Raw genomic sequence first — 24,679 nt, forward strand, 5'->3', positions numbered from 1 at the left:
TAATTTATTCACGGTGGTACGGGTGATTTTGCGTCACCGACCAAGCGCGATATAGGCTTTCTGTAAGAATAATTCGAACAAGAGGGTGGGGAAGCGTTAGCGCTGATAAGGACCATTTTTGTTCCGAAGCAGCAATGCACTCTGGCGCCAACCCTTCTGGGCCTCCAATGAGAAGGCTTACATCGCGTCCGTCCATTTTCCAATTGTCGAGTTGTTTAGCAAGCGTAGGGGTGTCCCAAGGCTTACCCGTCACCTCTAGTGTAACAATGCGGTTTCCTTTGGGAATAGCGGCCAGCATCAGCTCACCTTCCTTCTCTAAAATGCGCTTGATATCAGCGTTCTTACCACGTTTGCCGGCGGGTATTTCAGTAAATGACACAGGCATATCGCTGGGAAAGCGACGAATAAATTCTTCAACGCCTGTATTTACCCAGCTTGGCATCTTCGTCCCGACCGCGATAATTTGTATACGCACTTATTTTACCCTTACCGCTGGAATTATTATTTTGTTTATCTTATGAAGGCCATACGCTTAATAGGTATGGCCTTTGTCGACCGTATAGCGATGTATTTTTAGCCGGCGCTTAAATTATTGCGCCCAAAGTTTTTCTAACTGATAGAAATCACGGGTTTCATCCTGCATTACGTGCAAGATAACATCACCAAAATCCACAAGAACCCATTCGCCTGTTTCCTTACCTTCCACACTGCCAGGAGCGTGTCCTGCGTTTTTTGCTTCGACCATTACGTTTTCAGCAATAGAAGATACGTGGCGCTTAGAGTTACCCGAACAAATAATCATGGTATCTGTAATCGTTGATTTGCCGCGAACGTCTAATTCTATGACATCACGGCCTTTCATATCGTCAATTTTGTCTTTAACAAACTGTTTGAGCTGTTGACTCTCCAAGAGCTTTCCTCACTTACTTAACTTTTATATAACTGATGTTCGTTTATGTAGGCTAATACGCTTTCTTCTAACCAAGACTCGGCAGAAGTAGCTTTTGAAGCGTTTGGCGCATTCACTTTTTTAGACGTATCTGCACTTGCTAATACGTCACGAATTTCAGTAGATGAAACACTATACAGTGGCGTGCTAGTCAACACTACATGGCCTGAAGGCTTTGTGTGAATAACATTTTTATCGTTAGTCACATGACAATCTAACCAGGCTTGTATCGCAGGGGGAGGAGAAAATTTCTCGTCGTCTCTGCGCATAACCACTAAGTGACAATAATCGAGTAGGTCTTCCCACTCGTACCATTTGTCCAGATTATACAGTGAATCTGCGCCAATGAAAAAACAGATTGTATCATCGCTCTTCTCTTTTAACGCGCGCAGGGTTTTAACTGTATAAGAGGGTGATGGAAGCGCCAGTTCAATTAACTCTGGAATAAGTCTGTCATTGTTTTGGGCACAAAGTTCAATCATTCTTACCCGGTGGGTTTCTGAAACGCCTACCGATTTATGGGGGGCTAATTTACAGGGCATTAAATGAACATGCTCAATACCTACCTCATCAGCAGCTTTCAAAGCCGCACCAATGTGCCCTTTATGAGGAGGATTAAACGTGCCGCCAAGAATAGCCTTTACATGTTGGCTTGATTGAGAAGAACGTGATTGACTCACTTGTTTATTTACCTTGTCCGTGCCTTGTCCGTACTCTTATTTGGGGCTTTAAGCTTGCAACAGCGGAATGTCGCGAAGATCTATGCCCATGAACATCATGCAAAGGTGACACATTTCCACATAGGGCCGAGCGATTACATTCTGTTTAAATGCATGGTCAGCTTGCGTAAGTGCTTTTTGTATATCTTCGAGTTGCGCTAGGCTTAAACGATTTAACGCGCTTTGATAAAAGCCTTGTCTGTTACGCCATATACCAAACTTTTGCCACTGGATAGGTGTGCCGCTTTGTTGTGCCAGTTTTAGCTTCCACAACTGCTCCCATTCACGTACAAGCGCCCAAATAACAATGTTTGGCTCTAGACCTTCGCTTTCTAATCGATAAAGCATCTTGATACAGCGAGTACTGTCACCGCTAAGCATTACGTCAACCAGTTGGAACACGTTAAAGCGCGATTGGTCCACCATAGCCTGCTCAATTTGCTCATCTGATATAGATTGCTGCGGATAGAGCAGCGCGAGCTTGTCAATCTCTTGCTTGGCGGCCAGCATGTTGCCTTCACAGAAATCGGCAATCATTTTGGCGCCTGACGCGGTCACGGTAATCTGGTGAGCATTAAGCTGTTGATTTAACCATGCGCTTAGTTGCTTACCTTCCAATGGGTAGCACAAAACCGACACGCCAAGTTCATCTAGCACTTTAAACCACTTGCCGCGCTGTACGTCTTTACCTATTTTGGGGCCATGTACTAGTAATAAAATATCAGGGTTTAGCGACGCCGCTACTTCTTGCAGTATTTTACTGCCTTCAATACCGGGCTTTCCTGTGGGTAGCTCTAACTCAATAAACTGCTGGCTAGAAAAAAGCGACATGCTTTGTGTGGCTTCAATTAACTGGTTCCAGTTAAAGCCTGTTTCCGCAACAAGCACAGTGCGTTCTTCAAAACCATTGGCTTTTGCTTTAGCGCGAACTTGTTCAATAACATCAAACTTTTGCTGAGGTTCGTCTCCAAACACCAAATAGCATGGCCTTAATGCCTTCGAAATGTCTTGGCTAAATTGGTTTGGATAAATTTGCATTAAAAATTCTGATATCTATTGGGTTTATATTGATGAAGTGTTTGGCGCAGCCGCTGCCTGACTAGAAAGACGTCGAATCATAATATCGGCTGCCTCGTCGCGCATTTCGCTTAACATTAACTCAAGTTCACGAGACTTTGCCAGCACTTGGTCTGGGTCGTCTTGATAGTCTCGTACCACTTCAAATTGGGCTATTACCGCTTCTTTACCGGGAAATTGAACACGATAACGAACGACATATATAAGCTCGTACTCGGCAACTTGTCCCGAAGGGTAAACTGATAGCAATTGACGCTCTAATTTCTCAGGTAGCAAGTAAATATTTACGTGTTTATTGGAGCGGGTTGTTTTATCCACATTAACACTGGATAAACCATAAACGTTAAGGCGTTTATCGAGCGCACGCGCAAGGGGCGCGTGTGCTCGGGCACTTTCAATGGCAACCGTGTTAATGTCGTCAGGTAGGCTAGGGCTGCTCCGCAAGTGAAAACCACAGCCTGTTACCCAAACGGTAGCCAACACAGCGACTACAAATTGTAAGTGCTTTTTCATCACCATCTGACCTAGTTAGCTACAATGTTGACAAGCTTGCCAGGAACAACAATCACTTTGCGAATGGTTTTACCTTCGATAAATTGTTGAACGTTAGGCTGCTCTTTCGCTGACGCTTCAATTGTTTCTTTGCTTGCATCAGCAGCAATCGTCATTTTCGCGCGAACTTTACCGTTCACCTGAACAATAATCAGCTTCTCGTCTTCAACCAAAGCCGCTTTATCTGCCTGTGGCCATGGTGCTGAATCGATATCTTCACTGTGGCCTAGTACTTTCCAAAGCTCGTGAGCGATGTGCGGAGTAATAGGGTTAAGCAGCAATAAGATAGACTCACAGGCTTCGCGCATAATAGCGATGTCCTGAGCGTTTTCTTGTGGCGCTTTTTGCAGGTGGTTCAGTAGCTCCATCACTGCAGCAACCGCAGTATTGAAGGTTTGGCGACGACCCAAGTCATCAGACACTTTTTCAATAGTCTTGTGAACTTCACGGCGAAGTGCCTGCTGGTCTTTCGACAGTGACTTAACGTCAATAGCTTCTGGCGTGCCTTTTTCCACATGCTCTGTAACAAGCTTCCAAATACGACGTAGGAAACGGTTTGCACCTTCAACGCCAGAATCAACCCACTCTAGGGTTTGCTCTGGTGGCGCTGCAAACATAGTAAATAGACGAACTGTATCGGCACCGTATAGGTCAATAACTTCTTGCGGATCGATACCGTTATTCTTCGACTTAGACATTTTAGTCATGCCACCATGAATAACTTCTTCGCCATCGGCTGTAAGCCATGCTTTAACAATACGGCCCTTATCGTCTTTCTCTGTGCTTACTACAGTAGGCGAGAACCAGGTTTTTTTACCAGACGCGTCTTCACGGTAGTAAGAGTCGGCTAATACCATGCCCTGACACAATAAGCGCTTAAACGGCTCGTCAGAGTTCACCAAGCCTTCGTCGCGTAGCAATTTGTGGAAGAAACGCGAGTAAAGCAAGTGCAAGATGGCGTGCTCGATACCACCGATATATTGATCTACCGGTAGCCAGTAGTTGGCTGAAGTCGGGTCAAGCATGGCGTCGTTATTGGTGGCACTTGCATATCGCGCGTAGTACCAAGATGACTCCATAAAGGTATCGAAGGTGTCAGTTTCACGTAACGCAGCTTCACCGTTATATGTGGTTTTAGCCCACTCAGGGTCAGCTTTAATAGGCGAGGTTACGCCGTTCATTTCTACGTCTTCCGGCAACACAACCGGCAGTTGGTCAGCAGGAACCGGAACCGATTCACCATTTTCCAAATTCAGCATTGGAATAGGCGCGCCCCAGTAGCGCTGTCGGCTTACGCCCCAGTCGCGTAGGCGATAATTTACTTTGCGCTTACCACAGCCCTTGCTTTCAAGTTCATCAGCAATACCGTTAAACGCGGCATCGAATTCAAGCCCGTCGAATTTATCTGAATTGATCAAGCTGCCTTTTTCAGTAAATGCTGAGGCGGTAAGGTCGCACTTATCTTCATCACCCGCGTTCGGTGCAATAACTTGCTGAATAGGCAAGTCGTACTTTGTGGCAAACTCCCAGTCGCGCTGGTCGTGACCTGGTACTGCCATAACTGCGCCTGAACCGTAGTCCATCAAAACAAAGTTAGCGACCCAAATTGGAAGCTTTTCACCGGTTAGTGGATGGATAACTTCAAAGCCAGTGGCAAAGCCTTTCTTCTCCATAGTCGCTAATTCAGCTTCTGCAACCTTGGTGTTCTTACACTCTTCAATAAAGGCCGCTAAATCTGGGTTCGATTTTGCTGCGAATTCGGCAAGAGGGTGCTGCGCAGCCACTGCAACGTAAGTAACGCCGTAAAAGGTGTCCGGGCGCGTGGTGTATACCGTTAAATCGGCAATGTCGTTAACCGCTGATGCTAGGTCAAACGTAATTTCCACACCTTCAGAACGGCCAATCCAGTTTGCTTGCATGGCGCGTACTTGATCCGGCCATTCTTCAAGCTGTTCTAAATCTTGTAAAAGCTCTTCAGCGTAGTCAGTAATTTTAATAAACCACTGTGGGATCTCTTTTTGCTCAACCAGTGCACCAGAGCGCCATCCACGACCGTCTATTACCTGCTCGTTAGCTAAAACAGTTTGGTCTACCGGGTCCCAGTTGACAGTAGAGTTTTTCTTGTAAACAAGACCTTTTTCGTAAAGGCGTGTGAAGAACCATTGCTCCCAGCGATAGTAATCAGACTTACATGTTGTTACTTCGCGATCCCAGTCGTAACCAAAACCCAACGAGCGAAGCTGGTTTTTCATGTAATCAATATTTGAGTATGTCCATTTAGCCGGTGCAGTGTTGTTGTTAATTGCTGCATTTTCAGCCGGAAGACCAAAAGCATCCCAACCCATAGGCTGCAATACATTTTTACCCTGCATGCGCTGGAAACGGCTGATTACGTCACCAATGGTGTAGTTGCGCACGTGACCCATGTGAAGTCGGCCACTAGGATATGGAAACATCGACAGGCAGTAGAATTTTTCTTTATCTACATCGTCGTTTGCTTTAAAAGATTGGTTATCTTCCCAGTATTGCTGAACGCGTTGTTCAATGTCTTTCGGATTGTACTGATTATCGGCCATGAAACTTAGGCTTCCGCATTAAAAGTTAAAACGTTTATGGGGCGGCATAAGGCAAACGAGCTGCAAGAGTGTTTGTAATTTTTCTTGCATTATTGCCATTTAACCGCACGTGGGATGTTCCCACTTTACATACATATAGCCCAATAGAATAACCCAGCGCTAAGCCATGCCTCAATAGCTTAACACTGAACTAGGCAATATTTATTTCTGCTTGCATGAAAAGTGAGCATTAATGAAACAGTTTGAGCTAGATGACAATGATGAACTGCCTAAACTCTCGCGTAAAATATACATAGTGACCTATCTTAGGTCATCTCTATCATCGCTTGGCATTGTCTTTTGCCATTTCATTAAGCTGTCTGTCACTAAAAGCGGTTAATGCATTTAGCTGCTGTGCCTGCACTTTGTCGACGACCTTAACCAAATTGGCTGCGTCCTCGCTAGATGCTCTTTTACCGTTAAAGTGGATATTTCCAGAGGCGTGATAGGTAAGGGTAACTTTTGTCTTCGGTGAGAATTCGCGTTTTGTATTTTCATTTTCGGACTCACTTTCTTCTAACGCGCTGAATTCCCAAGTGAGCGCACCCGTTAAGCCCATTTCTTGAAGCGGTCCTAATCCGCCTGTCATTACTACTTTTTCGTTAGGCACAACATAGCTTATTTGCATGTGTGCTGCACTTGCTGCTCCTTTGACTTCGCAAAAGCAACCTCCGGCTTGTTCATCAATGCTAAGCGTACCCTTCCACCAGGTATGATCTTTTGGCCACCACATATCAACGCGTTGAACAAAGTGGGAATATACTGCTTCGATAGGGGCCGCGCTTTCACTTTCGTTAGTGATAGAAAACCCAGAATTGTCTGCATAGTTTATCTTAGCGAGACAAGATGGAGAAAATATAGCGCCCACCAGACTCGAAAAAAGAACGGCTTTACTAGCTCTCGTTATTGTCGTCATTGTTCTAACCTTTGGTTTTTATTATTCGTGTTGGCTGCTTGGTAATTTTAATTTCACTATTTATCGCACTTACTGCCATTAAAAAGCTACACCTTGTTTCCCCATGTATCAATATGATTAGAAGCCTAAGCGGTTGCTCGTTATGTGCTAATTAATACATTAAGACGCCAAGCTGGTTGTTTGTTGTGCAATTAACAGCGTAAAGCTAGGTTATAAGAGTTAACCGTTTGACAGTGCTGTTAATTAGGGTTTCACTTAAGTAAAGAAACGAAAATAGAACAAGCATGTCTGTAGACACTAATATTTATGCGTTAAATGTAGACGCGCTATCACCCACCATAAATCGCCGTGCGATAAATAGTGCCTTGAAAGACAGTGAAGCGCTAAATGCGACTTTTATTGGGCAAGAGCGAGCACGGGAAGCGCTCACATTTGGTTTAGGAATTAACACAAAAGGTTATAACCTATACGTGATGGGTGAACCTGCCACAGGCCGGTTTACTCTGGTAAAAGATTACATTGAGCGACAAGTTGCACAGCTTTGTGCACCCGACGATTGGTGTTATATCAATAATTTCGACGATGAACGCCAACCCGTAGCGCTAAAATTTCCGCCAAGTGGTGGCAAGGCATTTCAAAAAGATATGGCTGCACTTATCGATGATGTCTTGGATTCACTGCCTATCGCATTTGACAACCCTGGCTACCAGCGCCGCCGTACCTCTATCTCCAGAGAGTTTGAGCAAAAGTACGATGCAGCTATTGATGCTGTAGAGCGTTATGCGCAAGCCAACGACGTTGCGCTTTATGAAGAGGGTGGCTCAATTTCGTTTTCACCTATCATTAACGGCAAGCCAATTAGAGATACTGATTTTGCATCGCTCACAGATGAGCAACGTGAAGGCTTCTACACGCTTATCGACGATTTAGAAAACAGGCTGAGTGAAAGTTTGTTGAGTTTACCTACATGGAAGCGCGAAAACTCAGAGCGTCTGCGTGAGCTTGACAAAATGACCGCAGAGCACGTTATTAAGCCACTTATTAAAGTACTTGAGCATAAATATGCCTCTGAGCTTGGAGTCATTAAATATCTAAAGCAGCTTAAACCGGCTTTGGTAAACGCTATCTTGGTTATTCGTGGCGAAGAGCAGAAAGAGGAAAAGAGTGACGATTTTGATAAAAAGATATTCTTAGAAGAGCAGTTTCTTCCTAATGTCCTTGTATCGAACAAACTGGACGATGCGGCCCCCGTTATCTACGAACCAAACCCTACCTACCAAAACTTATTTGGTAAAATCGAATACACCAACGTTCACGGAAGCGTTTTTACTAATTACCGAATGATACAATCCGGTGCGCTGCACCGTGCAAATGGTGGCTACCTTTTATTAGATGTAGACCAGTTAATAGAACAGCCGTTCGTGTGGGATACTCTGAAGCTTGCTATTAAATCTCAGCGCTTACGTATGGACTTACCGCAGCAAGACGTGGGTATGGTAAATAACATCACGCTAAACCCGCAGCCTATCGACTTAAATGTGAAAATCGTTTTGTTAGGTTCGCGCGATTTATATTACACGCTGCAAGATTATGATGATGAGTTTGACGAACTGTTTAGAGTTTTGGTTGATTTTGACTTAGAAATTCCCGTTACCCGGCAGGCGCTTTTTGATTTTGTAGGCAAGGTGCGAGCGCATCTTATTACATTAGGGCTTGAAGGGGTAACGGCTAATGCCATGTGCAGACTTGTTGAGTATTCGCTTAGAATGGCCGAGCACAAAGAAAAGCTCTCGGCGCATTTTGCTGAAGTTATCGAGCTGGTTAATGAAGCCTACTATTTTTGTCAGAAGTCGAGTGCCGACACGCTAGAACTTGACCACTTAAAAACCGCGCTAAGTGCCAAAAAACGCCGCACAGGCCGTGTTAGTCAAACCCTTTTAAATGATATTAAAGAAGGGCATGTGCTTATTGCCACTGAAGGTAAAGCGGTAGGTAAGGTAAACGGGCTAACGGTATTGGACATTGGTGATACCGCATTTGGTACACCCGCACGTATTACTTCTACTGTGTTTGCTGGGGCTAGTGGGGTAGTGGATATCGAGCGTGAAGTAGAGCTTGGACAGCCTATTCACTCAAAGGGGGTTATGCTGCTGAACGGCTATTTAGGTAATAAATACGCTCAGCATTTCCCGTTAACACTATCTGCAAACATCGCATTAGAACAGTCATACGGCCACATAGACGGCGACAGTGCATCCCTTGGAGAACTCGTTGCGCTTATATCTGCTCTTACTGAAATCCCTTGCTTACAAACCTTGGCTATTACAGGTTCAATAAACCAATATGGTGAAGTGCAAGCGGTGGGCGGTGTGAACGAGAAGATAGAAGGCTTCTTTGACTTGTGCCAGCATCGCGGCCTCACTGGAACCCAGGGTGTGATTATTCCTAAATCGAATGCGATTAATTTGGTGTTAGACGCCACTGTTATCGATGCTGTGAAAAAAGGGCTGTTTCACATTTACACCGTTGAAACCGTCGATGACGCGCTAACTATTTTGATGGAGCAAGAAGCCGGTAAAATCAGCAGCAAGGGGCGTTATCCTAAAAACTCTATCAACTACCATGCAGTGAATCGTTTATACAATATCGCGCTTATTGTGAATGGTGGTGATGGCGAATAACTGTAATCGATAGTAGCGAGTACAAAAATCGACTCAAAAGAGAAAACCGCCTGAAGGCGGTTTTTTTGACTAAAGCGTTATTGTATTTATTTACTACTTAGGCGGCATGCGCAGCCCGCCGTCTAAACGGATTGTCTCACCATTTAGGTAGCTATTATTCGCCATATGAATAACTAATTTAGCAAATTCTTCAGGCAGGCCAAGGCGCTTAGGAAACTGAACGTTAGCGGAAAGGGCGTCTTGCACCTTTTCTGGCATAGCAAGCAGCATTGGCGTCCCCATTACACCAGGCGCTATGGTATTAACACGAATGCCCAGCGGTGCTAAATCTCGCGCCATTGGTAAAGTAAGGCCAATGATCCCACCTTTACTAGCGGCATAGGCAGTTTGACCTATTTGACCTTCATAGCCTGCGACTGAAGCGGTATTTATAATAAGGCCACGTTCGCCTTCTTCATTTATCGGCGACTGTTTAGCCATAGTGGCAGCAGCTAAACGACAAACGTTAAAGCTTCCCACTAAGTTGATATCGATAGTTTTCTGAAAATCGCCAAGTGGGGCAGGGTTGCCTTCTCTATCAAGTAAGCGCTTTGCCGGAGCAATACCGGCGCAGTTTACTACCAGCGAAATTGCACCAAATTTGTTAGTAGTAGCATCGATAGCGGCTTGTACTGAGGCCTCATCACGAACATCGGTTTTGGTGAAAAGTGTACTGTTACTACCTAGTTCTTCAACGCGTTGCGCGCCAAGTTCGTCGTTTAGGTCGAAAAGACTGACGTTGGCACCCGCTTCGCGAAGCCCAATCGCGGTAGCATGACCAAGTCCAGAGCAACCACCAGTAACAATGGCGGTAAGATTGTGTAGCGTCATAGTTTTTCCCTTAAACCCTATTTGTTCACTGTTATTAACGTGATGTTAACGGGAAGTAAGGAGAAAGACTATGGTGCCGAAAGGGATCGGCACCTTTAATTCAGTTATTTTGGCAACTGAATTTTACAGTCTTCGCTTTGGCGATAAATAATAAGCGTGTGGCCAATTACCTGAAGCTTAACTGAGTTGGTTTCGCGAACAATGGCGTCCATGATAAGCGCTTTTTCTTCGCGATCATCGGTTGGCACCTTAACTTTAATTAATTCATGGTGACTAAGTGCGTTGTCGATTTCTGCAACTACACCTTCCGTCAGGCCGTTCCCACCTAGCTGCACAACAGGTTTTAACGGGTGTGCAAGACCTTTAAGGAATTGTTTCTGTTTATTTGAAAGTTTCATTTAGTAATATTTCTTACAATTAATCTGTTAGTTTAAGCTTGAAATAACGTATTCTAACGCCATCTTCTCTACAATCCTAATGACATTGTACTGGAATGACAAAAAAGAAACACTCCGCCAGCAGTAAACGCTGGCTACAAGAACACGTCAACGACCATTATGTGCAAAAAGCAAATAAGGAAGGTTGGCGCTCGCGAGCTATCTATAAACTGGAAGAAATTCAGAAAAAAGATAAGCTTATTAAACCAGGAATGACACTTGTAGACCTTGGTGCTGCACCGGGGGGCTGGTCACAGCTAGCTGCACAGCTTGTTGGCGACAATGGTCAAGTTATCGCGTGCGATATTTTGCCCATGGACCCAATCGTGGGCGTAGACTTTTTACAAGGTGATTTCAGAGAGGACGCTGTTCTCGACGCACTATTGAACAGAATCGGTGGGAACACCGTAGATATTGTGTTGTCTGATATGGCACCGAACCTTGCAGGTAATGCTTCGGTCGACCAATCTCGCTCTATGTACCTTTGCGAACTAGCGTTAGATATGTGTCACCAAGTTTTAAAGCCAGGAGGGTCTTTTGTCATTAAGGTGTTCCAAGGTGAAGGTTTTGTTGAGTTCATGAACGCACTTAAACAATCTTTCACAACCATAAAGACACGTAAGCCTGACTCGTCCAGATCACGTTCTCGTGAGGTGTATTTGGTGGCTTGTGGGTATAAAGTGTAGTACGCTTTGGGTTAAGCGGTTTTCGTTGCGAGTTGTGGCGTTTATTCAATAAACAACTTGTTGAATATACAAGCAATTCGGGTTTATAGAGGTTAGTAGCATTGAGCGATATGGCAAAAAATTTAATCTTATGGTTAGTCATCGCCGTTGTTTTAATGTCGGTTTTTCAGAGCTTTTCACCGAGTGAATCGTCTCGTTCACAAACTGACTACACAACGTTTTTGAGAGAAGCAGAACAGGGAAATATTCGTGAAGTTCGCATTAATAATAGTGGCGAAATTCGCGGTACAAAGCGTTCAGGCGAAACTTTCCAAACATTCGTACCTTACTTCGATGACAAGTTAGTATCTGACTTAGTTAAGAACGATGTAAGAGTTTACGGCGAACCACCAGAAGAGCAGTCTCTTCTAACGTCAATTTTCATTTCATGGTTCCCCATGTTGTTGCTTATCGGTGTGTGGATATTCTTCATGCGTCAAATGCAAGGTGGTGGCGGCCGTGGCGCTATGTCTTTTGGTAAGAGCAAAGCTCGATTACTTGGTGAAGACCAAATCAAGACAACATTTGCTGACGTAGCAGGCTGTGATGAAGCTAAAGAAGACGTGTCTGAGTTGGTAGACTTCCTTCGCGACCCATCTAAGTTCCAGAAACTTGGTGGTAAGATCCCGAAGGGCGTACTAATGGTAGGTCCTCCAGGTACAGGTAAAACACTATTAGCGAAGGCGATTGCCGGCGAAGCAAAAGTGCCGTTTTTTACCATATCGGGTTCTGACTTCGTTGAAATGTTTGTGGGTGTGGGTGCATCGCGTGTTCGTGACATGTTCGAACAGGCCAAGAAAGCAGCGCCGTGCATCATCTTTATCGACGAAATTGACGCGGTAGGCCGTCAACGTGGCGCAGGTTTAGGTGGTGGTCACGATGAGCGTGAACAAACACTTAACCAAATGCTAGTTGAAATGGACGGTTTTGAAGGTCATGAAGGTATCATCGTTATTGCGGCAACTAACCGCCCTGACGTACTAGACCCTGCGCTACTTCGTCCAGGTCGCTTTGACCGTCAAGTAGTGGTTGGACTTCCTGACATCCGCGGTCGTGAACAAATTCTTAAGGTTCACATTCGCAAAGTACCTGTTGCCGACAACGTAGAGCCATCAGTTATTGCTCGTGGTACACCAGGTTTCTCAGGTGCTGACCTAGCTAACCTAGTTAACGAAGCTGCACTGTTCGCTGCTCGCGGCAACAAGCGACTTGTTTCAATGGAAGAGTTTGAAAAAGCGAAAGACAAAATCATGATGGGCTCTGAGCGTAAGTCAATGGTGATGTCTGAGCCTGAAAAAGAAATGACAGCATACCACGAAGCCGGTCACGCCATCGTGGGGCGCTTAGTACCAGAGCACGATCCGGTTTACAAAGTATCGATCATTCCACGTGGTCGCGCGTTGGGTGTAACCATGTACTTGCCGGAACAAGACCGTGTAAGTCATTCTAAACAACACTTAGAAAGCATGATTTCTAGTTTGTTCGGTGGGCGTATTGCTGAAGCCATCATTTACGGCGATGACAAAGTAACAACGGGCGCGTCTAACGACATCGAACGTGCAACTGAAATTGCGCGTAAGATGGTAACTCAGTGGGGCTTGTCGAGCAAAATGGGTCCAATGCTATATGCTGAAGACGAAGGTGAAGTGTTCCTAGGTAAGTCGATGTCTAAGGCAACGAATATGTCTGACGACACAGCACGTGCTATTGATGCAGAAATCAAATCATTGATTGACAGCAACTATGAACGCGCTCAAAAGATCCTTGAAGACAACATCGATATCTTACACTCAATGAAAGATGCACTGATGAAGTATGAAACCATTGATGCTAAGCAAATTGATGATCTAATGAACCGCACTGACGTTCGTCCTCCTGCAGATTGGGATGACAGCAAGCCGTCTGGTGGCGATAAGCCAAGCGGTGGTGCACCAGTTCGCGAAGGTGAAATTAAAAACGATGGTGTTGATAAACCGTCGGTAGGCAAGCCGGGTGATATTCCAAGCTAAGCCTTTACACTAATTAAAAAACGCCAGTTCAGCTGGCGTTTTTTGTTAGAGCAGGTTGATTTTAATCTAACGTTTATTTCTATCTCTGTGGGTTAAAACCAGTTTGCTTTATAGCTTCATCTTTAAAGAACAGTAATGCGAGTAATTCATGCAGTTTGGAAAGCACTTCATCGATTTATCACAGTCACATGTGATGGGCATTTTAAATGTAACACCTGACTCTTTCTCTGACGGCGGCAAACATGCCAGTGTGACGCAAGCCGTTGAACACGCCCTTCGTATGCTTGAAGAGGGCGCAACCTTTATCGACATCGGCGGTGAATCAACGCGACCTGGCGCCCCGGATGTGTCACTGCAAGAAGAGCTTGACCGTACAATACCTGTTATTGAAGCTGTCGCTAAAAGGAGCGAGTGCGTAATATCCATTGATACCAGTAAAGCAGAGGTAATGCGCGAAGCGGTAAAAGCCGGAGCAGGTTTGATAAACGATGTACGTGCTTTGCAAGAGCCCGGTGCACTCGAGGCGGCCGCCAGTACTAATGTCCCTGTGTGCTTAATGCATATGAAAGGACAGCCCCGAACTATGCAAAACAACCCTGAGTATAACGATGTAATTAAGGAAGTAGGTCACTTCTTAATGGAACGCGCTAGGGCATGTGAGCAGGCCGGCATTCCTCAAGAAACCATATTGTTCGACCCAGGCTACGGATTTGGTAAATCACTAGAGCACAATTATGCCTTGGTTAAACATCTTCCACGTATCATGTCGTTGGGCTATCCCGTGTTGGTTGGAATGTCGCGTAAATCGATGATAGGAAATTTGCTTAACAGAAAAGTCGATGAGCGCTTGGCGGGAAGCATAAGCCTCGCTACAATTGTCGCACAAATGGGCGCACAGATTATTCGCGTTCACGACGTTAAAGAAACAGCGGATGCTGTCAATATCGTGAAAATGCTGAATACGATTAAATAAGGAATAATAATGACCCAGCGCAAATATTTTGGTACCGATGGTATACGTGGAAAAGTCGGCGAAAGTAATATCAACCCTGAGTTTGTAACCAAGTTAGGTTGGGCAGCGGGTAAAGTACTGGCGGGCCGTGGCACGAATAAGGTACTTATTGGTAAGGACACACGAATTTCTGGCTACATGTTAGAGTCCTCTCTAGAAGCAGGTTTATCGGCAGCAGGCATCAATATTGGCTTGTTAGGTCCTATGCCTACACCAGCAATTGCGTATCTAACTAAAACGTTTCGCTCTGAAGCGGGTATCGTAATCAGTGCCTCCCATAATCCTTTTTACGATAACGGCATCAAATTCTTCTCTGCTCAAGGCTTTAAGCTAGATGACGACATTGAGCTAGCTATTGAGGACATGTTAGAGCGCCCAATGACTTGCGTAGCGTCTGACAAGCTAGGTAAGGCAACCAGAATTGATGATGCTGCTGGCCGTTACATTGAATTTTGTAAAGGCACATTCCCGTCAGAGTTATCGTTAACGGGTATTAAAATAGTAGTAGATTGCGCACACGGTGCTACGTACCACATAGCGCCAAACGTACTTCGCGAGTTAGGAGCAACAGTAGTTGAGCTGGGTACCACGCCGAACGGTTTAAATATCAATGACGGTGTTGGCGCAACCTCAATGGATGCGATAGTCAATAAAGTTAAAGAAACTGGCGCTGACCTTGGCTTTGCGCTAGATGGCGACGGCGATCGCATTATGATGGTAGACCACCTTGGTAATGTTTTAGACGGAGACCAGATTGTTTACATTATTGCTCGAGACGCGCTTAAAAATGGCAAGATGCAGGGCGGCGTAGTGGGTACATTGATGAGTAATCTTGGCCTTGAAAACGCACTATCGAAATTGGGCGTTCCATTTGCTAGAAGTAACGTCGGTGACCGATACGTAATGGAACTTCTTCAGCAAAAAGGCTGGTCTATTGGCGGTGAAAATTCAGGGCACGTTCTTAACCTAAATATGAGCTCTACTGGAGATGGTATAGTAGCCGGACTTCAGGTGCTTGCCGCAATGCTGCGTTCGCATATGGATCTGCATGATTTATCCAGCGGTTTTGATATGTATCCACAAACACTGGTTAACGTGCGTTACGCCAACCAAGAGGTGGATTACCTCTCACACCAAGACGTACAAAACGCCAAGAAAGAAGCAGAGTCTGCGTTGGGCAAGACGGGTAGGGTACTTCTGCGTAAGAGTGGCACTGAACCGTTAATTCGAGTAATGGTAGAGTCCAACGACGACGCACAATCTCACAAATGGGCAGAGCACATTGCAGAAACTGTTCGCAAACTCGCCAATTAGTTGGCGTAGCAGGAAATTTTGCTTTTTGTGCTTGTATCTTTTCAATTAAATAGTTAATATCACGCCCGCTTTAAAGACAGGGCTAAGGTCTGCGTTGTGAGTGAAAATGTAAGAAAGCCATTCGTGGCTGGCAATTGGAAAATGAATGGAAATTTGGCATTAGTTGCCGAATTTAATCAGAAACTCGCTGATGTGAAAGCTGAGTCGGAAATAGTAATTTGTGCTCCTTCTTTACTTTTACACGCATTTGAAACTCGTTCATTTGCTATCGGCACTCAAAACGTAAGTCATTTAGAGAATGGCGCTCACACAGGTGAGCTATCAGTCCAAATGCTTAAAGAAGCAGGTTGCGGTTACGCAATAGTTGGGCATTCTGAAAGACGCGAAGATCAAGGCGAGTCGAGTGAGCTTGTAGCGCTAAAGGCTAAGCAGTGTGTCGCATCTGGTATAGTTCCTATCATTTGCGTAGGTGAACCCCTAGATGTGAGAGATGCTGATAACGTAGAGTCGTTTGTCGGTGAACAACTAGACGCACTTGTTAATGCGATGTCTATAGACGAACTAAGCAATACGGTTATAGCGTACGAGCCAATTTGGGCTATAGGTACAGGTAAAACTGCAAGCCCAGAGCAAGCACAAGACGTTCACGAATTTATCCGTGGCTACTTTAGTAAGGTAGACACCGAACTGGCTCAGGGCCTACGTATCTTATACGGTGGTAGCGTTAAGCCAGATAATGCCGGCACCTTATTTGCGCAGAAAGACGTAGATGGTGGTTTAATTGGCGGTGCCAGTTTAAAGGCTGAAGATTTTATTTCAATTTGCCAAGCGGCAAACTGACGAGGTATTTATGATTTACGAAGTGCTATTAGTAGCATACCTAATTGTAGCGCTTTTACTTATTGGTTTCGTTTTGATCCAACAGGGTAAAGGTGCAGATATGGGCGCTTCATTTGGCTCAGGTGGTTCAAATACAGTATTTGGTTCATCGGGTTCAGGTAACTTTATGACGCGTACAACCGGTATTTTAGCTGGTCTGTTTTTCTTTATTAGCCTCAGCTTAGGCGCAATGACTGCAAATCGTGAAAGTGCTGAAGACGAGTGGAACAACCTAGAAGTTCCAGCGGCGGTTGAAGAGCCAGTACAGCTTCCGGCTGACCAAGATGTTCCAGTTATTGAAGATGCAGCACAAGGTGACGTGCCAGCTGGTGAAGTAGGTTCATCTGATGTGCCAGTAGCAGATGGTACTGATGTTCCTGTAGCTGATGGCTCTGAAGGTTCAAACTAAGCATATAAAAAGTTTCGCGGAAGTGGTGGAATTGGTAGACACGCCATCTTGAGGGGGTGGTGAGCATAGCTCGTGCGGGTTCAAGTCCCGCTTTCCGCACCAACTAGTAATAAAAGCCAGCGCTACGCTGGCTTTTTTTTTACGCCGTCTTCCTGTCTTGCTAGCTAAGGCTTAGCGAATATGTGTCGAGTGCAGAGTATTTGTAACAAAGCGTTAAAATCTAAAATTTACAGCATGTTATACCTGTCCCTATTATTATTAATCAGCTATTCTTAACTTCGACATTTATTTCGACTGCTTTACAATTATAACGATCTTTACGGGGCACTATAGTGCAAAAGACACTAAGTCAGACTTTATTCCAAACCTTGTTAATAGGGATTGTAATAGCATCACTTCTGATTATTGGCGCTGTTTGGCGTTCCGCGAACACTCTTGTTGTCCAAAATATTGATCACGATTTTCTTTTAGCTGAAAAAGTTTTTGATAAAGTCGTTGCCGACAGGCAAGCTGTCATTAAAAGTGTTTCCAAGGTCCTATCTCGTTCCTTTGATTTCAGACGTGCCGTTGGAACCGAGAATATTCCATCTATTGAAGCTGCATTTACGAGTTATGCTGATCGCCTCAATACACAAATTATCGCCTTAGTGAGCCTGGACCATAAGATTGTTGCAACCCACACAGACTTATTCGAAGTTGGTCAGGATGTAGAAAGCAGTTTGTCGCTTGTAGCACAAGGGCGAGACAGCGGCTTTTTTGTTGTAAATAATAAGTTAGTTCAGCTGAACCTACTTCGTGTAGAAATTCCTACACTTCGATATTACATGTTGATTGGTGTCGAATTTGACACCGCGCTACTTGAGCAGTTTAAGCAACTTGTCGATGCAGAAATCATAATTTCTGAGATAGGTACAGGCGAGGTAATAAAAGCAACATTAGATAAGGCCGAAGCGCAAAGAATAATATCATCTGAACAAGATCCATCTTGGTTAGACGTAACATTCAAAAACGAATTAACTTATTTTGCTCGCCAAGTCAGTATCGGGTCCGAGCAGAATTTGCCTGTTGCCATTACGTTAGCTGTAGATACAACTTCTTATTTCAACGCATTCACGCGTATACAATTAACCATATTGGCTTTTTGCCTATTAGCAATTCTTATCGCCATGGGTCTTTCTCTGTTATTGGCAAGAAATGTAAGCGAGCCTGTATCTAAATTGGTAAAAGCAGTAAACAAGGTGGCATCAGGAAGCTATGGGGCAACTCTTGAAGCACCGGCTAAACTGAAAGAAATAACTGAGCTTGCTAATGCAGTAGACAGCATGCAAGCGAGTATTAAAAGCCGTGAAAAGCACATACGCTACCAAGCAGAGCACGATGTGTTAACTGGGCTTTTTAATCGTAACTATGTTGAAACTTATTTTGAGTCTGAGCTTAGCCAAGGGCGAGCCGTTCAAGTTGTAGCGATAACCGTTATTGGGTTTAGAACCATAAACGACTTATACGGTTACTCAAATGGTGATAATACGTTAAAGGCTCTTGCTCAACGTTTGCAACGCTGGCCCGGAATATCTGCACGACTAGCTGGCGGCGAGATACTGTATATTTCACATGAGTCGCTGAATGATGATCAGCTAGAAACGCTAAAGCATATACTCGAACAACCTGTAGAGAGTAACCTTATTGCTATTCCCGTAAAAGTAGCCATGGCAATTATTGAGTGCCCTCAAGATGCTTCTTCGTCTGAAGAGCTTTTCAGAAAGATGAATATAGTAACCGATGAAGCGATTCATAGCGGTAGTTGGTTTGTGCGGTATCGAGCCGACCTAGAAGACAAGTATAACCGTCGCCTTTCAATTACAACGGAGTTGAAACGGGTACTTGCTAGTCAGCAAAACGAACTGTCTATGGTCTATCAGCCTAAGGTTGACTTACAAACTATGAAAGTTTGTAGCATGGAGGCGTTAATCCGCTGGAATAGCAGTACTCTTGGTTTTGTTCCACCAGACGAGTTCATTACCATCGCTGAGCAGGCAGGTTTGATTGAACAGGTAACGATGTGGGTAATGAAGCAAACCATTACTGACTTATCTTACTTTAGGTCGAAAGGTTATCAGTTTACCGTTGCAATGAATCTGTCTACGCAAGACATTCAAAATAAGGTGTTGCTGAGCAAGCTCGTGACATTGCTTACTCAAAAGGGACTGTCACCTGAAGCTTTAGAACTCGAAATTACCGAAAGCGATTTAGTTGCTGATGCGTCGCTGGCAATTGAAAACCTGAGCGAATTGACTGCTCGAGGCTTTCACTTCGCTATAGATGATTTTGGTACTGGCTATTCGTCATTGGCCTATTTAAAAAACTTACCGGTTAAAACTATCAAAATTGATAAAAGCTTTATACTTGCTCTGGCTAGCGACGAGAACGATCAGCAAATTGTTCACACCGTGCTTAGTTTAGCAAGCGTTTTCAATTTGAAAGTGGTGGCTGAAGGTGTGGAAGACGTTGCGTCTCTAAAGATCTTGAAAGATTGGGGATGCGATATTGCACAGGGCTATTATATAAGCCGTCCGCTGAACCGTTCAGACCTTGAAGATTGGCTTCAAAATACGCCTTTCGGTGAATAGCTTTATTATAAGGAAAAGTTTATTTTTTAGTGTACGCAATGCTTTAGTGCTGTGCATGTAGACATACCTCGCTGACTTGGCCTCGTTCACGCAGCTTGGCATTGTTCATGCTAAAAAACAGTAGTGAGACGTTAAAAAACGCTCCGCAGGCCTAAATTCATCACCGTGTGTGAGTATTTTGCCTAATGAGTTGTGAAATTACTTCAAAAACAAGGAATTTATTATGGACATCATTCGTATACTTTTATCAATTTTACTTCCACCACTAGGCGTATTTTTACAAGTTGGCCTAGGAGCACATTTCTGGATTAATATTCTGCTAACTATTCTTGGTTATTTCCCGGGTGTTATCCACGCAATTTACATCATTGCTAAAAAGTAATTAATCTAGGCACTTTAGCTGGACGGCTAAAGTGCGTAAGACGTTGTAACTAAGAGAAATCGGATACAAAAAAACCAGCTTTTTAAGCTGGTTTTTTTATGCTTTGCTAATAAATAAATGAAGCGCAGAGCGCGCTTCATTTTTGTAAACTATGCAGTAACTTTTTCTTCATCTAATTCTTGTCTCATCTCTTTTTGATATTCATCAGCAAGCTGTGTTTTTTGGCGTTCATTAAGAACACTGCCAGCAACTTGGAAAAACTCCTGTTCTTCGTCGGCAAGGTGGTGCTCTACTTTTTCTTGCAGGTTTTTTAGATGACGCAACCAAGCGGGTGAACTCATGTCAGTTTCATCTAGCTTTTCAAGTAACTCGTCAATCTCATGGTGTTCTGCAATACCGTGACGGGTTAAATCTACTGTCGAATCTTTCTTTAAAAGATGGGTATAGAAATGGCGCTCTTCTGCAATAGCATGACTTTCAAGCTGTGTTTTCAACTCTTCATAGTACTCACGACGGGCAGCAGTGTTACCGCTAGTTTCAGCCAAAATCTTTAACAGTAAACGTTGCTTTTCATGGTCTTGACGTAGTGCTTCAAAAATTTTCATGGGAAGTTCCTTTCGTAAATTTAAAAGTGTATGACGCTTTTAGCAATGCGATTTTTATTCCATGAACCTTATGTATCTAACTTAATGAATTTACTTACTTTATTGGTGTTACGGATACAAAGTAGGCAAGTTATGCCAAAGGTGGAGAGCAAATTTTACACTGAGGTTGCCGATAAATTCACGGCGGTGTTACCGTAAACTTATCGACAAGCTGTAATAAAGGGAGGGTTATACGCCTTGTGCGACCATGGCGTCAGCAAGTCGCCTAAACGATGCTATGTTAGCGCCTTTCATATAGTTAACGTAGTTAGTATCACCACTGTTGGCTTGTCCTTCTGCAACACAGCGCTGATGAATACTCTCCATAATAGAATACAATTGATCATCCAGCGTACTTGCGTCCCGTTGATTGAACATTGCATTTTGGCTCATTTCTAAGCCCGATAAAGCAACACCGCCAGCGTTTGATGCTTTACCCGGTACATAAACTATTTTGGCATCTAAAAAGCGTGCTTGAGCATCGTTTGTACATGGCATATTTGCACCCTCTAGTACCATTTGGCAGCCATTATCGAGCAATGCCTTTGCATCTTCTTCAAGCAGTTCGTTCTGAGTTGCGCAGGGAAGGGCAATATCACACGCTAAATGCCATGGCTTTTTATCGGCTACCCACTTGCCCAGGTTCTCTTCAGCCATATCTTCAAGAATATTATTACGATTTGCGTGGTTATCTATTGCCCATTTTAGCGCAGTATCACTTAGCCCATCTTCGTTGTGCAGAAGCCCTCGACTATTGGAAAGGGAGATAACCTTTCCACCTTTTTCCACCGCTTTGAGTGCAGCGTGCAGCGCGACATTACCTGCGCCTGATACAGCTATAGTCTGACCTTCAATTTGCGTATCACGGTGCTGACAGACGGCTTCTAGAAAGTATATTAAACCAAAACCTGTCGCTTCTGTGCGTACATAACTGCCGCCAAACTCTAGGCCTTTGCCCGTTAATACGCCCTCAAACCTATTGTTTAACCTGCGGTATTCACCATATAGATAACCGATTTCACGGGCACCCACGTTGATATCGCCAGCGGGTACATCGGTGTTAGCTCCTATATGCCGCTGTAGTTCCCGCATAAATGCTTGGCAAAAAAGCATAATGTCTCGGTTTGTTCGGCCTTTAGGATTGAAGTCTGAACCGCCTTTACCGCCACCCATAGGAAGGCCAGTTAGTGCATTTTTAAAACATTGCTCGAAGGCTAGAAACTTTAACACCGATAGGTTCACGGTAGGGTGAAAACGCAGGCCACCTTTGTACGGCCCCATTGCCGAGTTGTGCTGCACACGCCACCCTTGGTTAACTTCAATATTTCCTTCGCTGTTCATCCACGAGATAGTGAAATAAATCACTCGCTCGGGCATACAAATGCGTCTGACTATATCGAATGCTTTGTAGTCTTCATTTGCATTGTAGATGGGAACAATATCTTCAAGAACTTCATGTACAGCCTGAAGGTACTCGGTTTCATTTGAAAATTTCTCTTTTAGAAACGTAAAAATTTCATCAAAATTACTTTTTTGAGGCATGTACCATCAATCCTTATCTTCAAAGTTGGAGAGTACGGTGAGGCTTCTTGGGAAGGTTTTTATGATAAGTTTATCACCTTCATAGATTTCACCGTCTACTGCATAGGCAGTGGGCTTATCGAATGTTAGCGTTATGTTTGATGCACGTTCGTGACGAATGGTGTCTGAATTCTTTTTAGCTTCCGAAGGGCTTAAAACCAGTTCCGCGAGTGATGCGAACTGTCTGTCAGAGCTTGGCTGGGGCAATAACCAAGTAAGATCTAGCTTTCCATCGGTAATATCTGGCTGCTCAGCACCCTGTGCCAATGCGGTTGTCATAGGTGCAGCATTGGCTATAACAAAGCTAGGTGTTTCTAGCGTCTCAGCTGGGTTGCCATCCTTTGCTACTTCAAATGTCATGTTTTCATTATTAGAAATGGCATTCCACAGCCCTTTCAAGTAGGCAAACTGGCCGCCCACATTTTTCTCTTCTCTGTCAGCGGCAGAAATCATTTTCTCTTCAAATCCAACGGCTGCTACCAACAACATGACTTTATCGTTACAAGTTGCGGTATCAATTTTTAACGTGTTGCCATTAATGATGATGTCGCAAGCGGTGCTAATAGGCATAACTTTGCTTATATAACCGTGGAGTACTTGACTCAGCGCATTTGCCGTACCAAATGGGATAATTCCCATTGTGATGTCAGTATCAACTAGCGCTGATGCCACCTCAGTTAACGTACCATCTCCACCGCAGGCAATGACGATTTGTGCCTTCTCATCTTTAGCCTGTTCAGCAAGTGCCTTGCCGTCTATTTCTGGTGTGGTTTCTTTTACCGTTACCTTGAATTTTTCATTTAGCCTTGCAAGTACCTCACCACGGTACTGTTCCCACTTACCGCCGCCGGCTACCGGATTGACAATTAACGTTAAGTTCTTCTGTAAAGAGAGTAGGCCGCCATCTCTGACCTTTTGCAGTGATGCTAACTGGCGTTTATTAAGCCTTGCTGTTTGACGTATTTGATTAATCTGTCGCATAGCATCATCTACACTTAAATCTGGGTTTTTTGCCAGAAGATAAGCTGCCACTACTAGCACCGAACGTCCTCGACCAAGTGCGCAATGCACAACAACATTTTTGTTTTCAGATACCTGTTGATTGAGCCAATTGATAGCAAGCACAAGTTGCTCTGGGGTAGGGCTAGTATGGTCTAAGACTGGCACGTTTAGGTATCTAAAATCTTCTTGATACGCTGTCCAATCCAAGCCGTCAAACTCTGCAGTTACGTCGAGGATCGCATCGATATTATTCTCGTTAAGTAAATCAACATGCTGTCCAGACATGCGGCAAGCGAGAAAAAGGTTTGATTCAATTTTTTGAAGTGGAGGTACTTTGTCTGTTCTACGTGCGTACTCGTTATAAAGCCACGAGCCCAGCAGAAATGGAACAAAAATCCAGCGAATGTAGAATGGAATCGATCCATCTTCCCGTTTGCGAAATAAACTTGGGTAGTTGAGTAAATAGGCACTACTTACCGCAATAAGCGAAAAAGCAATCCATCCAAATACAATTTTGAGCAATAGCACAGGCACTGTTACCGTTAACACCAGCGCTAACAATGCTGCAAGTATGTAATACTTTACCATTTTCACGACGAACACATCCTTTGTAATTAGAAAAAGCAATTAGCTTAGGCATTTATACTTACACCCATTTGTTTTCGTTTACTTTTAAGACCCTTAATTTGAACTATCGCTAGGCAGTAAGCGTATATTTTTGTATGGAAAATATGAGCGTATGTAATGAATAAAACGGTAGTACTCAAAGTTGCTAATTTTGTCTGGTTTCAAGCAATATGGTGGTTGGTGATTCTGTTTCAAAACAGTGCCGTGCTTCCGGTATTGGGCCTGCTTTTGGTTTGGATTGCATTTTCCCCTAAACGCGTCGAAGACATAAAGCTTATGAGTGCAGTTTTTTTACTAGGCACTGTCGTCGATGCCTTACTTACATTAAGCGGTCTATTCATTTTCAATCAAACAGATGTGTTGGTGGGCTTTTGGCCAATTCCCATTTGGCTTAGTCTTCTTTGGGCTGCGTTCGCAGGTACTGTGTATCACAGTTTAACCGCCTTTAATGGCCGAACGGTTATTGCTGCAATTGCTGGTGCAATCTTTGCCCCACTTAGCTATATCGCCGGTGCCAATTTTGGTGCAGTAGAGTTTGGGGCCAGCATTATGCTTTCTTATATTTTCATCGCGTTAGTGTGGAGCGTAATTTTCCCGCTGTGTTTTTATTTATCCAATCGTTTTGAGGCAAAACAAGCCCAAGCGTAAATGC

The 24,679-nt window shown here is 44.1% G+C and carries 22 protein-coding genes and 1 tRNA gene; 11 read left to right on the plus strand and 12 right to left on the minus strand.

The annotated features are described in order from the left end of the window. Positions 1–4: 4 nt before the first annotated feature. From rlmH to V7R55_RS06580, 7 genes are all read right to left on the minus strand, one after another. Positions 5–475, minus strand: a complete 471-nt coding sequence (rlmH, locus tag V7R55_RS06550) for a 23S rRNA (pseudouridine(1915)-N(3))-methyltransferase RlmH (protein WP_334058392.1) — start codon at positions 473–475, stop codon at positions 5–7. Positions 476–589: 114 nt separating this feature from the next. After that, positions 590–910 (minus strand): ribosome silencing factor, encoded by a 321-nt coding sequence (gene rsfS, locus V7R55_RS06555; protein ID WP_118495087.1) that lies wholly within the window; start codon positions 908–910, stop codon positions 590–592. Between the two features lie 17 nt (positions 911–927). After that, entirely contained in the window at positions 928–1,629 is a 702-nt protein-coding gene (nadD, locus tag V7R55_RS06560; protein WP_334058394.1) for a nicotinate (nicotinamide) nucleotide adenylyltransferase, read from the minus strand. 48 nt (positions 1,630–1,677) lie between these two features. Further along, a complete protein-coding gene (holA, locus tag V7R55_RS06565; protein ID WP_334058396.1) occupies positions 1,678–2,706 on the minus strand; it encodes a DNA polymerase III subunit delta in 1,029 nt (342 codons plus the stop codon). Positions 2,707–2,730: 24 nt separating this feature from the next. Next, positions 2,731–3,258 carry an LPS-assembly lipoprotein LptE gene (locus V7R55_RS06570; RefSeq protein WP_334058398.1) on the minus strand — a complete coding sequence of 176 codons (528 nt, stop codon included), beginning with the start codon at positions 3,256–3,258 and terminating at the stop codon, positions 2,731–2,733. 11 nt (positions 3,259–3,269) lie between these two features. Beyond that, entirely contained in the window at positions 3,270–5,873 is a 2,604-nt protein-coding gene (leuS, locus tag V7R55_RS06575) for a leucine--tRNA ligase (RefSeq protein WP_334058400.1), read from the minus strand. Positions 5,874–6,192: 319 nt separating this feature from the next. Beyond that, entirely contained in the window at positions 6,193–6,828 is a 636-nt protein-coding gene (locus V7R55_RS06580) for an SRPBCC family protein (RefSeq protein WP_334058402.1), read from the minus strand. 284 nt (positions 6,829–7,112) lie between these two features. On the opposite strand from V7R55_RS06580, the gene V7R55_RS06585 reads away from it, so the two are divergent. After that, the gene (locus tag V7R55_RS06585) at positions 7,113–9,509 is read left to right on the plus strand and encodes a Lon protease family protein (protein ID WP_334058404.1); all 2,397 of its coding nucleotides are present in this window, start codon (positions 7,113–7,115) and stop codon (positions 9,507–9,509) included. 93 nt (positions 9,510–9,602) lie between these two features. Here the strand turns inward: V7R55_RS06585 and V7R55_RS06590 are convergent, their stop codons facing one another. Next, on the minus strand, positions 9,603–10,379 hold the full coding sequence (locus V7R55_RS06590; RefSeq protein ID WP_334058406.1) for a 3-hydroxyacyl-CoA dehydrogenase: 777 nt from the start codon (positions 10,377–10,379) through the stop codon (positions 9,603–9,605). A 104-nt stretch (positions 10,380–10,483) separates the two neighbouring features. Further along, positions 10,484–10,777 carry a ribosome assembly RNA-binding protein YhbY gene (yhbY, locus tag V7R55_RS06595; RefSeq protein ID WP_014949363.1) on the minus strand — a complete coding sequence of 98 codons (294 nt, stop codon included), beginning with the start codon at positions 10,775–10,777 and terminating at the stop codon, positions 10,484–10,486. A 95-nt stretch (positions 10,778–10,872) separates the two neighbouring features. On the opposite strand from yhbY, the gene rlmE reads away from it, so the two are divergent. The 9 genes from rlmE to V7R55_RS06640 all read left to right on the plus strand — a co-directional run bounded on the left by rlmE (position 10,873) and on the right by V7R55_RS06640 (position 20,173). Next, positions 10,873–11,502: a 23S rRNA (uridine(2552)-2'-O)-methyltransferase RlmE gene (gene rlmE, locus V7R55_RS06600; RefSeq protein ID WP_014949364.1), complete on the plus strand. Its 630-nt coding sequence runs from the start codon at positions 10,873–10,875 to the stop codon at positions 11,500–11,502. Between the two features lie 101 nt (positions 11,503–11,603). Continuing rightward, complete coding sequence (gene ftsH, locus V7R55_RS06605; RefSeq protein WP_179983328.1) at positions 11,604–13,550, plus strand: ATP-dependent zinc metalloprotease FtsH; 1,947 nt, start codon at positions 11,604–11,606, stop codon at positions 13,548–13,550. Between the two features lie 148 nt (positions 13,551–13,698). Beyond that, positions 13,699–14,523 carry a dihydropteroate synthase gene (gene folP, locus V7R55_RS06610; protein WP_334058407.1) on the plus strand — a complete coding sequence of 275 codons (825 nt, stop codon included), beginning with the start codon at positions 13,699–13,701 and terminating at the stop codon, positions 14,521–14,523. 9 nt (positions 14,524–14,532) lie between these two features. Further along, positions 14,533–15,876, plus strand: coding sequence for a phosphoglucosamine mutase (gene glmM / locus V7R55_RS06615; RefSeq protein WP_334058409.1), 1,344 nt, complete (start codon positions 14,533–14,535; stop codon positions 15,874–15,876). Between the two features lie 96 nt (positions 15,877–15,972). Then, the gene (gene tpiA / locus V7R55_RS06620; protein WP_334058411.1) at positions 15,973–16,716 is read left to right on the plus strand and encodes a triose-phosphate isomerase; all 744 of its coding nucleotides are present in this window, start codon (positions 15,973–15,975) and stop codon (positions 16,714–16,716) included. A gap of 10 nt (positions 16,717–16,726) precedes the next feature. After that, complete coding sequence (gene secG / locus V7R55_RS06625; protein ID WP_334058412.1) at positions 16,727–17,164, plus strand: preprotein translocase subunit SecG; 438 nt, start codon at positions 16,727–16,729, stop codon at positions 17,162–17,164. 16 nt (positions 17,165–17,180) lie between these two features. After that, positions 17,181–17,266 (plus strand) — tRNA-Leu (locus V7R55_RS06630). A gap of 230 nt (positions 17,267–17,496) precedes the next feature. Beyond that, positions 17,497–19,791 (plus strand): EAL domain-containing protein, encoded by a 2,295-nt coding sequence (locus V7R55_RS06635; protein WP_334058414.1) that lies wholly within the window; start codon positions 17,497–17,499, stop codon positions 19,789–19,791. 223 nt (positions 19,792–20,014) lie between these two features. Beyond that, positions 20,015–20,173 (plus strand): YqaE/Pmp3 family membrane protein, encoded by a 159-nt coding sequence (locus tag V7R55_RS06640; protein WP_015067141.1) that lies wholly within the window; start codon positions 20,015–20,017, stop codon positions 20,171–20,173. A 149-nt stretch (positions 20,174–20,322) separates the two neighbouring features. Here the strand turns inward: V7R55_RS06640 and V7R55_RS06645 are convergent, their stop codons facing one another. The 3 genes from V7R55_RS06645 to V7R55_RS06655 all read right to left on the minus strand — a co-directional run bounded on the left by V7R55_RS06645 (position 20,323) and on the right by V7R55_RS06655 (position 23,994). Then, on the minus strand, positions 20,323–20,778 hold the full coding sequence (locus V7R55_RS06645) for a hemerythrin domain-containing protein (RefSeq protein WP_334058416.1): 456 nt from the start codon (positions 20,776–20,778) through the stop codon (positions 20,323–20,325). Positions 20,779–21,006: 228 nt separating this feature from the next. Next, positions 21,007–22,359, minus strand: a complete 1,353-nt coding sequence (gene gdhA / locus V7R55_RS06650; RefSeq protein WP_334058417.1) for an NADP-specific glutamate dehydrogenase — start codon at positions 22,357–22,359, stop codon at positions 21,007–21,009. Between the two features lie 6 nt (positions 22,360–22,365). Next, complete coding sequence (locus V7R55_RS06655) at positions 22,366–23,994, minus strand: diacylglycerol kinase family protein (RefSeq protein ID WP_334058418.1); 1,629 nt, start codon at positions 23,992–23,994, stop codon at positions 22,366–22,368. A gap of 150 nt (positions 23,995–24,144) precedes the next feature. On the opposite strand from V7R55_RS06655, the gene V7R55_RS06660 reads away from it, so the two are divergent. Continuing rightward, the gene (locus V7R55_RS06660) at positions 24,145–24,675 is read left to right on the plus strand and encodes a DUF2878 domain-containing protein (RefSeq protein ID WP_334058419.1); all 531 of its coding nucleotides are present in this window, start codon (positions 24,145–24,147) and stop codon (positions 24,673–24,675) included. The last annotated feature ends 4 nt before the right edge of the window (positions 24,676–24,679 follow it).

It is taken from the genome of Alteromonas sp. S005 (assembly GCF_036864475.1).
Taxonomy (GTDB): Bacteria; Pseudomonadota; Gammaproteobacteria; order Enterobacterales; family Alteromonadaceae; genus Alteromonas.

Bases quoted from the DNA above. Each gene is read 5' to 3' on its own strand.
- gdhA (WP_334058417.1), bottom strand. From the start codon at position 22,359: ATGCCTCAAAAAAGTAATTTTGATGAAATTTTTACGTTTCTAAAAGAG.
- secG (WP_334058412.1), top strand. From the start codon at position 16,727: ATGATTTACGAAGTGCTATTAGTAGCATACCTAATTGTAGCGCTTTTA.
- V7R55_RS06645 (WP_334058416.1), bottom strand. From the start codon at position 20,778: ATGAAAATTTTTGAAGCACTACGTCAAGACCATGAAAAGCAACGTTTA.
- holA (WP_334058396.1), bottom strand. From the start codon at position 2,706: ATGCAAATTTATCCAAACCAATTTAGCCAAGACATTTCGAAGGCATTA.
- rlmE (WP_014949364.1), top strand. From the start codon at position 10,873: ATGACAAAAAAGAAACACTCCGCCAGCAGTAAACGCTGGCTACAAGAA.
- V7R55_RS06660 (WP_334058419.1), top strand. From the start codon at position 24,145: ATGAATAAAACGGTAGTACTCAAAGTTGCTAATTTTGTCTGGTTTCAA.
- folP (WP_334058407.1), top strand. From the start codon at position 13,699: ATGCAGTTTGGAAAGCACTTCATCGATTTATCACAGTCACATGTGATG.
- V7R55_RS06570 (WP_334058398.1), bottom strand. From the start codon at position 3,258: ATGAAAAAGCACTTACAATTTGTAGTCGCTGTGTTGGCTACCGTTTGG.
- V7R55_RS06585 (WP_334058404.1), top strand. From the start codon at position 7,113: ATGTCTGTAGACACTAATATTTATGCGTTAAATGTAGACGCGCTATCA.
- yhbY (WP_014949363.1), bottom strand. From the start codon at position 10,777: ATGAAACTTTCAAATAAACAGAAACAATTCCTTAAAGGTCTTGCACAC.
- V7R55_RS06590 (WP_334058406.1), bottom strand. From the start codon at position 10,379: ATGACGCTACACAATCTTACCGCCATTGTTACTGGTGGTTGCTCTGGA.
- V7R55_RS06640 (WP_015067141.1), top strand. From the start codon at position 20,015: ATGGACATCATTCGTATACTTTTATCAATTTTACTTCCACCACTAGGC.
- glmM (WP_334058409.1), top strand. From the start codon at position 14,533: ATGACCCAGCGCAAATATTTTGGTACCGATGGTATACGTGGAAAAGTC.
- V7R55_RS06580 (WP_334058402.1), bottom strand. From the start codon at position 6,828: ATGACGACAATAACGAGAGCTAGTAAAGCCGTTCTTTTTTCGAGTCTG.
- leuS (WP_334058400.1), bottom strand. From the start codon at position 5,873: ATGGCCGATAATCAGTACAATCCGAAAGACATTGAACAACGCGTTCAG.